At 35.9% G+C, this 12,958-nt stretch carries 16 protein-coding genes and 1 other annotated feature; of the genes, 14 read left to right on the forward strand and 2 right to left on the reverse strand.

The window, feature by feature from the left end; translation table 11 throughout:
* Positions 1 to 119: 119 nt before the first annotated feature.
* On the reverse strand, positions 120 to 284 hold the full coding sequence (locus Q1A47_RS10420; protein ID WP_299632108.1) for a hypothetical protein: 165 nt from the start codon (positions 282 to 284) through the stop codon (positions 120 to 122).
* A gap of 205 nt (positions 285 to 489) precedes the next feature.
* Here Q1A47_RS10420 and Q1A47_RS10425 point away from each other — a divergent pair, with 205 nt between their 5' ends.
* From Q1A47_RS10425 to Q1A47_RS10490, 14 genes are all read left to right on the forward strand, one after another.
* Positions 490 to 660 carry a hypothetical protein gene (locus tag Q1A47_RS10425; protein WP_299632109.1) on the forward strand — a complete coding sequence of 57 codons (171 nt, stop codon included), beginning with the start codon at positions 490 to 492 and terminating at the stop codon, positions 658 to 660.
* Complete coding sequence (locus Q1A47_RS10430; RefSeq protein WP_166530694.1) at positions 657 to 1,220, forward strand: Tad domain-containing protein; 564 nt, start codon at positions 657 to 659, stop codon at positions 1,218 to 1,220. Before Q1A47_RS10425 ends, Q1A47_RS10430 begins: the two co-directional genes overlap by 4 nt.
* Positions 1,221 to 1,534: 314 nt before the next feature.
* On the forward strand, positions 1,535 to 2,185 hold the full coding sequence (locus Q1A47_RS10435) for a hypothetical protein (RefSeq protein WP_162986444.1): 651 nt from the start codon (positions 1,535 to 1,537) through the stop codon (positions 2,183 to 2,185).
* Positions 2,186 to 2,503: 318 nt separating this feature from the next.
* Positions 2,504 to 2,706: a binding site (T-box leader), on the forward strand.
* A gap of 334 nt (positions 2,707 to 3,040) precedes the next feature.
* Positions 3,041 to 5,686, forward strand: a complete 2,646-nt coding sequence (gene alaS, locus Q1A47_RS10440; RefSeq protein WP_121605363.1) for an alanine--tRNA ligase — start codon at positions 3,041 to 3,043, stop codon at positions 5,684 to 5,686.
* A 122-nt stretch (positions 5,687 to 5,808) separates the two neighbouring features.
* Positions 5,809 to 6,081: an IreB family regulatory phosphoprotein gene (locus tag Q1A47_RS10445; protein WP_026681233.1), complete on the forward strand. Its 273-nt coding sequence runs from the start codon at positions 5,809 to 5,811 to the stop codon at positions 6,079 to 6,081.
* Positions 6,078 to 6,491 carry a Holliday junction resolvase RuvX gene (gene ruvX / locus Q1A47_RS10450; RefSeq protein WP_026681232.1) on the forward strand — a complete coding sequence of 138 codons (414 nt, stop codon included), beginning with the start codon at positions 6,078 to 6,080 and terminating at the stop codon, positions 6,489 to 6,491. Before Q1A47_RS10445 ends, ruvX begins: the two co-directional genes overlap by 4 nt.
* Before the next feature lie 12 nt (positions 6,492 to 6,503).
* Positions 6,504 to 6,791 (forward strand): DUF1292 domain-containing protein, encoded by a 288-nt coding sequence (locus tag Q1A47_RS10455; RefSeq protein ID WP_026681231.1) that lies wholly within the window; start codon positions 6,504 to 6,506, stop codon positions 6,789 to 6,791.
* A gap of 123 nt (positions 6,792 to 6,914) precedes the next feature.
* Complete coding sequence (mltG, locus tag Q1A47_RS10460; RefSeq protein WP_026681230.1) at positions 6,915 to 8,033, forward strand: endolytic transglycosylase MltG; 1,119 nt, start codon at positions 6,915 to 6,917, stop codon at positions 8,031 to 8,033.
* A gap of 125 nt (positions 8,034 to 8,158) precedes the next feature.
* A complete protein-coding gene (locus Q1A47_RS10465) occupies positions 8,159 to 8,797 on the forward strand; it encodes an O-methyltransferase (protein ID WP_166530693.1) in 639 nt (212 codons plus the stop codon).
* Positions 8,798 to 8,814: 17 nt separating this feature from the next.
* Complete coding sequence (gene udk, locus Q1A47_RS10470) at positions 8,815 to 9,456, forward strand: uridine kinase (protein ID WP_026681228.1); 642 nt, start codon at positions 8,815 to 8,817, stop codon at positions 9,454 to 9,456.
* 193 nt (positions 9,457 to 9,649) lie between these two features.
* The gene (greA, locus tag Q1A47_RS10475) at positions 9,650 to 10,126 is read left to right on the forward strand and encodes a transcription elongation factor GreA (protein WP_026681227.1); all 477 of its coding nucleotides are present in this window, start codon (positions 9,650 to 9,652) and stop codon (positions 10,124 to 10,126) included.
* A 281-nt stretch (positions 10,127 to 10,407) separates the two neighbouring features.
* A complete protein-coding gene (locus Q1A47_RS10480; RefSeq protein WP_026681226.1) occupies positions 10,408 to 11,091 on the forward strand; it encodes a YrrS family protein in 684 nt (227 codons plus the stop codon).
* Positions 11,092 to 11,118: 27 nt separating this feature from the next.
* The gene (gene mtnN, locus Q1A47_RS10485) at positions 11,119 to 11,808 is read left to right on the forward strand and encodes a 5'-methylthioadenosine/S-adenosylhomocysteine nucleosidase (RefSeq protein ID WP_026681225.1); all 690 of its coding nucleotides are present in this window, start codon (positions 11,119 to 11,121) and stop codon (positions 11,806 to 11,808) included.
* Between the two features lie 82 nt (positions 11,809 to 11,890).
* The gene (locus Q1A47_RS10490; protein ID WP_034678980.1) at positions 11,891 to 12,127 is read left to right on the forward strand and encodes a YrhC family protein; all 237 of its coding nucleotides are present in this window, start codon (positions 11,891 to 11,893) and stop codon (positions 12,125 to 12,127) included.
* A 42-nt stretch (positions 12,128 to 12,169) separates the two neighbouring features.
* Here Q1A47_RS10490 and sigK read toward each other — a convergent pair whose 3' ends face one another.
* A complete protein-coding gene (gene sigK, locus Q1A47_RS10495) occupies positions 12,170 to 12,874 on the reverse strand; it encodes an RNA polymerase sporulation sigma factor SigK (RefSeq protein ID WP_026681224.1) in 705 nt (234 codons plus the stop codon).
* Positions 12,875 to 12,958: the final 84 nt, after the last annotated feature.

The following is a 12,958-nucleotide window of genomic DNA, read 5'->3' on the forward strand; positions in this document are numbered from 1 at the left end:
GATTTGGGGAGGTGCTCTAATTTTTATGTCTTTAAAGTCTTGAGCCCCAAGGGCTCTATATTATGAAATTAACTCAAATAACAACTTTATCTCAGTTAATCCTGCGTTTGTTTATTGTATTATTCGTTAATAGATTTTTTCAATTCTTCAACTTGTTTTACACTAATATTCTTTAACTCTTCATCTATTTCCTTTCGTTTCTTGTTAAATGAGTCTAATTGATTACTATTTATGATTTCTTCATTTTTTAAATCAATAGCGACTTTGGATAAGTTGTTAAACAATCGAGTGATTTTTCTATCCCTTTCATTTGTAACTTTGTGGATATCGAAGCTATTTGTAACTTCTTTTTAATTAGCATCACTTAAAGCTTTCAACCGAATTAATGGGGTTCTTATTACACAATCGGCTGCAAACGAATATGTAAAAGTATATTCTATTACCAAAAACGCTGGGAGTGCCAGAGATGCCGCGAATGATATATTAGCTATGACAGGGAGTTACTTACAAAAAAATTCGATAAGTAGTTCTGGAAATAAAGAATTTACTGCAAAGGTTAAAGTCAATATCCGGATGGTATTTTTACCTAAGGAAATATTCGGATATCATGTACCTTCCATTCCATATACAGCAAGTGCACATGGTAGGGTGATAGAATGAAGCAGTTTATCCAACAAGAAGAAGGGAACATAGCTTTATTCGTTTTAGGTATGTTAAGTATTATTATGATCCTGTTTTTGCTAGTAGTAAATATGGGAGGCGTTTTAGCCACGAAAGAAAAATCTAGTACGACGGTTCAACAAGCAAGCATGGCAGGATCTAGTATAATCTATGAGGAAGTACAGAAAATCATTGAAACGTATGAGTATGAGACGTTACAAGGAGAGCTGCTTAGCTTCTTTGAAGATTTTGATGAAAATCTTCAAGAACGAACTGAGCAATTAGCAAGTAGAAATTATTATCGTGATTGGTCAGCAAATGAAATACATCTAGAAGCGTTGGACCAAGTAGTGAATGAAGCTTTACAACATGAAATGATAAGACCAAAACTGATAGAGTTACTCCAAGATGTAGATATTGAAAGTCAAGTGGTTGCAAAGGTTAAAGAGATTATTATTGATAACGGTGGCGTATTAGAAAATGCGAAATTAAAGATCAGTGAAGACCGTCTATTTGTAAGGGCAGCAAATGAAATAGAGGCAGTGTCCTATGATGGATAATTTAAAAGAGAATGTGTACCAAGAATCAGCTGGTCCAAAAATTGATTTTATTAACGTTGTGTGGGATTGGAGCACGGAGGTATCATTAGACCAACCATTCTAAATGGTATAGTTACGTATTATAACGAAATATTATCCAGTAGGGATCTGTTTTAATGAAGTAAAGAGGTGACAAATTGATTTTTATATTGTTAGTTATAATTTTATATAGTGTCCCGTTTATTTGGGTGCTTTGGTCATTTATAAACGTAAAAAATAATAAAAGGGAAAAGGTGAAATGGAAGTATCCTATCCTCCTTTTTCTGTTATTAATCTTGTTATCGATAATTGGAAATGTCTATCTATCTTCCACTTATACGATTCCTTTCTTGCAAACCTCGATGGAAAGTATGATCTGGCTAATCGTAGCAGCTGTGTTTTTAGGAATCATTGCCCTTATTAATGTATTTGTAACATTATCATTACGGAATAAAAATGTTTCTAAGCAATTTCATAATCCGAGAGTGATATGGAAATTAATTGGTGGGATGGCACTGTTTTTAGGATTCCTGTTTATTTGGTTTATGCCCTTTGGACAAAAGCTATCATATGTGATGGCTTTAGAGCAAGCAATGAATGCAACAGAAAATGCTAATGGTTCAGAAGAAATTACACTTTCACTAGTTAAATCAGAAAGTAATTGTCTTACAAAAAGAAATTGTTCGAATGAACAGTTTCACAATGTGATTTATGTGAAGAACAATATGGATGAGCCAAAAGAAATACAAATCAAGATACGCGCACTAGACAAGGATCAACAAGAATTAAAAGTTATTGACTCGAAGATCATGGAGGTCGGTGCGAATGAGTTACAAATGGTAAAAACGGAGGAAACCAATCAACAATCAAGTATATGGAATCAATATTCTTTTCAAACTGATGATAGGATGTATTATTTTCAACATCATTTCGCTATAGGGAAATAGAATAAGCAATATATCTGTGTATTACATCAAGAGAAGGTGTAAGAAGTTTTTATGTCAGAAAAAAGCTGGAGAAGGTTCTATCTGTATTTAATGTTATTTATCTATATCATTTATGCACCTATATCAATTATTGAATGGCTCTCAGAATCAGGAGGTTTTCCTTTTACTGCAATTATAGTAGGTATAGCGCTGCCTTTATCCGAAAAATCACCTAGAGGGATTAAAGGAAATTTCAAAGAAAGATTCTGTCTCATAGGTATGCATCGGCGTTGACATTCCGCTCGATGTTTTTTATAATTACGCTAACAACTATACATGTAGAATACGTTGAAAGTTTTGAGTACATGACAATCGCTTTTAAGAGAAGGATTTCCGTTGGCTGAAAGAAATCCTAAGGTAGAATCATGGAAAGCTAAGCTGGAGTACGGTTAATTCCCGTCGGTGTCATACCGTTATAATGATAAAGTGATGAACAATAGTTCATAATTAGGGTGGTACCGCGATCAAATCTCGTCCCTGCAAATGCAGAGAAGGGATTTTTTTATTGTCTAGGTAATTGTAAAATTTGAACCTGTGGATAAAAATGGGCGTGTTGAGCTGTTCCAGCGGAGGCGACTTCACGAATTGCCCTAATCTAAGTTATCATCGGCTTGCATGTACACCGTGATTCCTTTATCTCCGTTGACTCGCTTCAGTTCGCTACGTTTCTAATCGGGCGCTTGCGCTTTTATTCTTTTCAGGAAATAAATAATCCATTTACTGCGCTCAGTTAGTCTTTCCTGACGAAAAAGTGATGTCAATGATTAATGACTTGATGTTCTATTCAACTATTTTTAGATTGGGAGGAAGTTTAAGATGAAACAATTATCATCAGCAGAAGTTAGGCAAATGTTTTTAGATTTCTTTAAAGAAAAAGGCCATCGTGTTGAGCCAAGTGCTTCTCTAGTTCCGAAGGATGATCCGACGCTACTATGGATCAACAGTGGTGTTGCAACATTAAAAAAATATTTTGATGGTCGGGTAATCCCTGATAATCCTCGAATCGTAAATGCCCAAAAATCAATTCGTACGAATGATATAGAAAATGTCGGTTTTACCGCAAGACATCATACGTTCTTTGAAATGCTCGGTAACTTTTCAATAGGTGACTACTTTAAAAAAGAAGCTATCGATTGGGCTTGGGAATTTCTAACGAGTGATCAATGGATTGGGTTTGATCAAGAACGTTTATCCGTTACAGTGCATCCAGAGGATGATGAGGCCTATGATATATGGTTAAAGAATATAGGTATTCCAAAGGAAAGAATTATTCGTTTAGAAGAGAATTTTTGGGATATTGGTGAAGGCCCAAGTGGACCGAATACAGAAATCTTTTATGATCGTGGCGAACACTATGGAAACGATCCAAGTGATCCTGAACTTTATCCTGGGGGAGAAAACGAAAGATACTTGGAAATATGGAACCTTGTCTTCTCCCAGTTTAATCATAATCCAGATGACACGTACACGCCTTTACCTAAAAAGAATATAGATACTGGTATGGGCTTAGAACGGATGGTATGTGTCATTCAAGACGCACCAACAAACTTTGAAACAGACCTATTTATGCCAATTATTAAAAAGACAGAAGAGTTAGCCTCTACAAAGTATGGAGCTAGTCAAGAAGGAGATACAGCTTTTAAAGTGATTGCTGATCATATTCGTACGGTTAGCTTTGCGGTAGGAGATGGTGCTGTTCCTTCGAATGAAGGAAGAGGTTATGTATTAAGAAGATTAATTAGAAGAGCTGTTCGATTTGCCAAAGAAATTGGTATTGAAAAGCCGTTCATGTATGAATTAGTAGATACGGTAGCAGACATTATGAAGGATTTCTACCATGAAGTAGTGAAGAAAAAAGAATTTATTAAAAATATGGTGAAAGTGGAAGAAGAGCGGTTTCATGAGACACTGCACGATGGCTTAGAAATATTAACAGCAATCTTGAACAGCGAAAAGGAGAAAGGAAGCACCTTATTCCCAGGAGTGGAAGTATTTCGCTTATATGATACCTATGGGTTCCCTAAAGAATTAACAGAGGAATATGTGGAAGCACAAGGTTTTACGATTGATGAAGAAGGTTTCCAACGAGAAATGGAAAAACAACGTGAGCGTGCACGTAACGCTCGACAAAAAGTTGATTCTATGCAAGTACAAGATGCTGTTTTCAGTGAGATTAATATCGATAGTGCGTTTGTAGGGTATACCCAAATGGAAGTAGATACTTCCATTGTGGCAATGATTGCTGGTAATGAACAGGTGGAAGTAGCAGAAGCAGGTGACGACATATATGTATTCCTAGAGCAAACACCATTCTATGCCGAAAGTGGCGGGCAAATTGCTGACAAAGGTTTCATTTCTACCGAGCAAGCTACTGCATATGTAAAAGACGTACAAAAATCGCCAATTGGGCAGCATATTCATCGTGTAAGCATTCAACAAGGTTCTTTACGTATAGGAGAAGCGGTTCATGCCATAGTTGAAAAGTCGGCTCGCTCTTTTATTGTCAAAAACCATACAGCAACTCATTTATTACATCAGGCATTAAAGGATGTGCTTGGTAGTCATGTTAATCAAGCTGGATCACTTGTTACGCATGAACGCCTCCGATTTGATTTCTCTCATTTTAATGCTGTAACCAAAGCTGAGCTACAACAAATTGAAGAAATTGTTAATACAAAGATATGGGAGGCAATGTCCCTAGTCATTACCAATGAAAATATTGAGGATGCTAAAAAAATGGGAGCAATGGCCTTATTCGGCGAGAAGTATGGCGATGTAGTTCGAGTAGTTAGAATTGGTGATTATAGTTTAGAGCTTTGTGGTGGCTGTCACGTTGTGAATACATCTGAAATTGGTCTATTCAAGATCGTTTCGGAAAGTGGAATCGGAGCTGGAACAAGAAGAATTGAGGCTGTTACTAGTAAAGAAGCCTATCAATATTTAGCAAATAAGGTAGGTCTATTACAGCAATCTGCTCAATTAGTTAAATCGAAAGAGGAAGCACTTCCAGAAAGAATAGAGGGCTTATTTCAGGATATTAAAGAGTTGCAGAAGGAAAAAGAATCACTTCGTGCAAAACTTGCAAATGTAGAAGCTTCTTCAATTTTAGATAATGTACAAAACATTGAAGGTATCTCTTTATTAAGTGAAAAAGTCGATGTAAATGATATGAATCAGTTGCGAAATATGCTGGATGACTTAAAACAAAAACTAGAATCTGGAATTATTCTATTAGCAATAGAGAATAACGGAAAGGTTCAATTAGCAGCAGGAGTTTCAAAAGACTTAATGGAACAAGGATTCCATGCAGGGAAATTAATTAAACAGGCTGCGCATGCTTGTGGCGGTGGCGGAGGAGGTCGTCCAGACATGGCCCAAGCAGGAGGTAAGGATCCATCCAAAATTGATCAAGCCTTAAATGCAGCTAAAGAATATATTTTAGAGCATATGAATAGCAACTAATTTGAATATCATCTAGTGAAAAAGATATAATTAATTCTATAATCATGTTAAGATAATAGAAGAAGCTTACATTCGGTTTAGCAGATGGCTTTACCAAATGATTCTAAGATCGAGGTGTCACGATGAGTTCAATTGATAAAACGATGAAATTTAATTTTTCGGAAGAGCCTTTTGACCAGGATATTAAGGAAATACTTTTCACAGTGCATGCAGCTTTAAAGGAAAAAGGGTATAATCCGATAAATCAGATTGTAGGTTACTTGCTTTCTGGTGATCCTGCTTATATTCCAAGGTACAATGACGCACGTAACTTAATTCGTAAAATCGAACGTGACGAAGTAATTGAAGAGCTTGTCAAGTTCTATTTAGAACAACAGCAAAAGGAAAATAAATGAAAGTAATGGGATTAGATGTAGGATCCAAAACAATAGGTGTTGCTGTTAGTGATGCCTTTGGTTGGACTGCACAAGGAATAAAAACAATCAAATGGAACGAAGAAGAGATTACCTCTGCCGATGAAGCATTAAAATCCATTATAGTAGAACATCAAGTTGGGAAAGCTATTGTTGGACTTCCGAAGAATATGAATGGTACGATCGGAGAGCGTGGAGAAGCATCTAAGCTCTACGCAGAGCATCTAGAAAAAGTCCACGGAATTGAAACAGTGCTATGGGATGAGCGTTTAACTACGATGGCTGCTGAAAGAGTTCTACTAGAAGCGGATATGAGTAGAAAGAAACGTAAGAAAGTCATTGATAAGATGGCAGCTGTAATGATTCTACAAAATTATTTAGACCAGAAATAAAGGAGTGAAAGAATGGCACTTGAGGAAAAGGAACGAATTATAATACCTGATGAAAATGGAGAAGAACATTTATTTGAAGTTCTGTTTACCTTTGATGTGGATGAGACAAGTCAATCCTATATCGCAGTTATTCCTGTAGAGCAATCAGAGGATGAGGAAGTCGAAGTTTATGCATTCCGTTACGAAGAAAAGGAAAAAGATGATGACGATTTATCGCTGTTTCCAATTGAATCTGATAAAGAATGGGAAATGGTTGAAGAAATGCTTCATACACTAGCAGATCAAGAAAATGAGGCATAGGGTTATCTCAAAAAATGAAAAGCTGATGTCGAAATACGGCATCAGCTTTTTGTTTTTTGCATAAAATTAATGGAATATAACATCGAATTTTAGTATAATATACCGGATGAGAGGGGGATAACTATGTCCAAAGAGAAAAAGAATGGTAATTTTAGGGACAACCTCATTGCTCGAAGCGAAGAAGCCAAGACAGTGCGTAAGATTGTGTCAATTATTATTATCGCATTACTTTTAATTTTGATTATTGGTGGCTTATCTGGTTTTTTGTACGTCAAGTCAGCCCTAAAACCAGTTGATCCAGATAGCAAGGAAGAGATAAAAGTAACAATTCCAATTGGTTCATCATCTTCAGAGATTGCTTCTTTATTAGAAGAAAAGGGGGTTATTAAAAATGCCCTTATATTTCGTTTTTACATAAAATTTAATAATGAATCAGATTTTCAAGCTGGAAAATACACATTCACGCCAGATATGGAATTAGATGAAATAATTGAATCACTGAAAAATGGAAAGATTATGGCTGAAGCAGTTCATACAATTACCATTCCAGAAGGAAAAACCATTGAGCAAATGGCAGGAATCTTTGCAAAGAAAATGAGTTTTTCGAAAGAAGATTTTTTGAAGAAAGTAGACGACAAAGATTATATTAGTCAGTTAATCAAAAGATATCCATCTATATTGTCAGAGGAAATTCTAAATACTGAGATTCGTCATCCATTAGAAGGGTATTTATTTGCATCAACATATGATTTCTATGAAGAGAAGCCAAGCGTAGAAGCAGTTATCAATGAAATGTTGAAGAAAACAGATGCTGTGTTATCCGATTATTTAAACGAAATTAGTGAAACTGATTATTCGGTTCATGAAGCTGTTACCTTTGCCTCGGTTGTTGAAAAAGAAGCGAGCACTGCAAAACAGCGGAAAAAAATTGCCGGTGTGTTTTATAATCGTATAGAGGAAGGAATGAAGCTACAAACAGATCCAACCGTATTGTACGCTTTAGGAAAACATAAGGATCGTGTATTATATGAGGATTTAGAAGTAGAGTCTCCTTATAACACTTACTATGCGGAGGGCTTACCGATTGGGCCAATTGGAAGCTATGCCGAAAGCTCCTTAAAGGCAGTGCTTAATCCAGAGCAATCAGATTTCTTATATTTCCTCCATGATGGAGAAGGAAATATTTATTATGCAAAAACATTAGATGAACATAATGAAAATAAACAGAAGTATATCGATTAAAGTCTCATCCCCCTATCTCATAAGCTGAGAAGGGGGATGCTTCCGATATATTTACCCTTCATTTAATTTATGATAAAATATGTAATCTTGGTATCGAGATTTCATTCTGAAAAAGAGGTCATTTTATGAACGAACAAGTAATACACTACTTATTGAACATTTTACCTGCTACAACTTCATTTGTTCAGCAATTAGAAAAGGAAGCAAAGCAAAATCATGTACCTATTATGGAGCCTCTAAGTATGGATTTTATGCTGCACATACTTCAATTAAAGAAACCGAAGAGAATATTGGAGATTGGAGCAGCAATTGGATATTCTGCTTTAAGAATGGCAGAAGTAGCACCAGATTGTGAAATAATAACAATTGAAAAAAATGAACAGCGTTACCAGGAAGCTGTTATGAACATAGAAAAGCAAGGGAAGTCTAGTACAATAGATGTTATCCTAGGAGATGCCATCGATAAACTAAATGAGTTGCAAAATGATTCATTTTTTGATGTAATATTTATCGATGCAGCTAAAGGGCAGTATCAAAAGTTTTTTGAGCAATCGGTTCCTTTACTTGCAAGGGATGGACTAATTATTACGGATAATGTCTTGTTTAGAGGGTATGTTGCACAACCAGAATTAGCTCCAGCAAGATTTAAAAATATGGTCAAAAAAATTCATCATTACAACGAATGGCTTATGCATCATCCTAATTTTACAACCACTATTGTACCTATCGGAGACGGTGTTGCTATTAGTTTAAAGAAACACTAGAAGGGGGTACCGTATCTATGCAAGATAAACCAGTGGTTATTGGCGTTGCTGGGGGGAGTGGTAGTGGTAAAACTTCTGTTACTCGTTCCATATGTCAACGTTTTTCAGATCAAACCATTCTTGTTATTGAACAGGATTATTATTATAAAGATCAAAGTCATTTGCCATTTGAGGAGCGATTAAATACGAACTACGATCATCCTTTAGCATTTGATAATGATTTATTAATTAGTCATATATACGATCTATTAAATGGAAAAGAAATCGAAAAGCCAGTGTACGATTACAAGGTTCATACACGATCGAAAGAAGTAATAAAGGTAAAGCCGAAAGATGTTATTATTTTAGAAGGCATCCTGATATTAGAGGATCCTCGTCTTGTTGACTTAATGGATATAAAAGTATATGTTGATACAGATGCAGATTTACGTATTATTCGCAGATTGATGCGGGATATAAATGAACGCGGAAGATCTCTAGACTCTGTCATCGATCAATATATTAACAATGTAAGGCCATCGCACTTACAATTTATTGAACCAACCAAGCGATATGCCGATATTATTATCCCAGAAGGCGGACAAAATCACGTAGCAATCGACATTATGGCTACGAAAATAGAAACGATACTTTATAAAAATCAACATAAACAAATTTAGGAAAAGTATTGAAAATTTGTACAAAGTCTGCCATAGTAATGATTAGTACAATTTTGGTATAATGGAGCGTTTACATTGGCTCCGTTATTGATATAAGCTCAGCTCAATGTTTTTTATTAACTGGGGGTTATTATGAGACTCCAAAAGTGAAAATTCTCTTTAGATGCTGAAGGAATAAAAAGGAGTGTTTAGAATGGCTACAGAGAAAAGTTACTATATGACACAAGAGGGGAAAGAAAAGTTAGAAGAAGAACTACATTATTTAAAAACGGATAGACGACAAGAAGTTGTTGAACGTATAAAAGTTGCTCGTGATTTTGGAGATCTTTCCGAGAATTCGGAGTATGATGCTGCGAAGGATGATCAGGCATTTGTCGAATCACGTATTGCACAAGTGGAAAAAATGATTCGTAATGCAGTAATCATTGAAAACGATAATGATAATCCGAATATTGTATCACTAGGGAAATCGGTAACGTTTCAAGAGCTTCCAGATGGTGAAGAAGAAACATACACGATAGTAGGGAGCGCTGAAGCTGATCCGTTTGAAGGGAAAATTTCAAATGATTCCCCAATGGCTCAAAGTTTACTTGGACAAGAAATTGGTTCTGAAGTAACTGTAGCTACACCTGGTGGAGAGATTCAAGTTAAAATTGTAAATGTAGATTAATTTTTATATCTATATGGTTGTTGTATAAAAAGATCATGGTGTAATATTCCCCCCTTATGTAGTAGTGTAAAATAGTTGGTGTTACACTTACTTGAAAAGGGGGGGTTTTTTCATTTTAAATTCCTTCAATAAGAGGTTAATGGATGATCGACTGGGGATCAGTAATCGGTCGTTCTGTTGGTAGGAAATTATGACTACTAATATTTTGTAATGTCTCTATCATATAATTCTATAACATAAATATGATATCATAGTAGAGTAAATATGGGAGGGCTGAAAACATGAGTGAATTTGATAGAGTATCAAGAGTAGATAAATTTGAAAAGCGCAGAAAAAATACAAAGTCTATCTCACTTTTGCTTGTGCTTGGTGCAGTTTTACTTATTGTATTAATTGGTTTTTGGATGTTCGGTGGTGACGATGAGGCTGCTAAAGAAGAAGAGAGTAAGTCTGGTAACGAGACAGAGCAAAATGACACTGAAAAAGATGGCAATGATGAGAGTGGCGATCACTTCACTAAAGTTGAAGAAGAAGACTCCACAAATGATACGGATCAAAACAATGCTTCTGAAAATGATGAGAATGAAGCATCAAACGAGGAAGACTCGGAAAATGCAAATGAAGATGTACAAATAGAGCAGCTAGAGCCTTCTGGTGACAATGTTGTAGAGGCTTATACAGCCAATTGGGAGCCAATTGGAACAGAGCAACAAGGTCCACATACAACAAATTATGATGATGGCTCACAAGATAGAATTGAAATTAGTAGAGCAGTAGCAATGGCTACGGGATTAGCTGAGAATAATATGACGACACATTGGGTTGGTAATGGAGGAGATCAAAAGGTAGAGGCAACTGTATCAAACCCTGACAATACAGAGATTTACCGTGTATATTTATCTTGGGTTGATAATAAAGGTTGGCAGCCGACAAAGGTTGAAGTGTTGCAAGAGGTCGATATTTAATATAATCAAGATGATGGAGGAAAAGGTATGACAATTGGAATTATTGGAGCAATGGATGAAGAAGTTGCTCTATTACAGTCTAAGATGACTGATAAAGAACAATTGAAAGTTGCGAATTGTATATTTACCCGTGGTAAATTATTTGATAGAGAAGTTGTTCTATTGAAATCTGGTATAGGTAAAGTTAATGCTGCAATGGCTACGACTATTATGCACGAACGATTTACACCAAAGTTCGTAATAAATACTGGTTCTGCTGGTGGGTTTTCCAAGAATCTAGAAGTGGGCGATGTTATCATCTCCACACAGGTTGTTCATCACGATGTAGATGCAACTGCGTTTGACTACACATATGGACAGGTTCCAGGAATGCCGGCGATGTATGATGCTGACACTAACTTAGTGGCAAAGGCATCAAAAGTAATGCATACAATGGATATAGGTTATGAGGAAGGAATAATTGCTACAGGTGATTCCTTCATGTCTGATCCAGACCGAGTTGCCTTTGTACGTCATAAATTCCCAACTATGATTGCTGCCGAGATGGAAGCAGCTGCAGTTGCGCAGGTTTGTTATCAGTATAATATCCCGTTTGTCATAATTCGTGCGTTATCGGATATTGCTGGAAAGGAATCTTCCATATCCTTTGATAAATTCTTAGAAAAAGCTGCAACCAATGCGGCTGAAATGGTTATGAGCTTAGTTAAAGAACTGTAAAGAATCTATGAAACAACCAATATTTACCTTTCTAACGTGCATCTATTCTATGTTATTATATGTACTAAATGGGGGGATATAGGTGGTAAATGAAAAGGTAAAGGAATTGGAATCTAAATTAAAAGACTTTCAGCGCTTTATAGGGACTTTGCTTATACTAAGTAGCTATTTATATCTTGGTGCCATTATTAATACGTTCATGAGACCATCTACTGATGGGAAGATATTAATGCTGCTTGCTTTTGTAACTGTGTTATCTGGAATTTTGCTAGCAACTAAACAACGAAAAATTAAAATAGAACTAGAAAAGGAGCGCTAAACCCTGCTATGGGTTCGCTCCTTTTTGAATGATGGTGTCAAACTACCTTCTTCTTTCTTTTCGATAATATTCATGAAATACCTTCATTAGTGCACGCTTTTCAATTCGAGAAACATAACTTCTTGATATATTTAGTTTTTTAGCAATCTCACGCTGTGTCATTTCTTTTTGATCATTTAACCCATAACGGTAAACAATTACCTCTCGCTCACGATTATCAAGTATTGAAAAATAATCTTCCATTTTCTCGATTTCCATATTTAACTGGATAAATTCAATAATGTTTTGATTTTCAGCTTCTAAAATATCGATTAAGCTGATTTCATTACCTTCTTTATCTTGCCCGATCGGATCATGCAGGGAGACGTCCTTTTTCACTTTTTTCAAGGCACGTAAATGCATAAGTATTTCATTTTCTATACAACGGGCGGCATACGTTGCAAGCTTTGTTCCTTTGTCAGTGGAGTAGCTTTCAACTCCTTTAATAAGACCAATTGTCCCAATGGAAATTAGATCCTCTGCATCTTCACCTGTATTCTCGAATTTCTTAACAATATGTGCCACCAATCGAAGGTTATGTTCAATTAGTTTGTTCCTTGAAGTTTCATCCCCCTCCTGCATCTGCTTAATATATTTCATTTCTTCTTCTGGTGGTAAAGGCTGAGGAAAAGCATGATTTTTAACGTAGGACACAAAAAACATAGCTTCTTTAATAAGAAGCGCAAGGGCACTTAATATCCCGGACAACTATATCAACCTCCTCCATACAAGGCTGGGCTAATGCCTATACCTTATTTTTATGAATCATGGAGAAGGAAAGTGTCTGTCCGC

The sequence above is a fragment of the uncultured Virgibacillus sp. genome, from assembly GCF_947495635.1.
Classification (GTDB): Bacteria; Bacillota; Bacilli; order Bacillales; family Amphibacillaceae; genus Virgibacillus; species Virgibacillus salarius.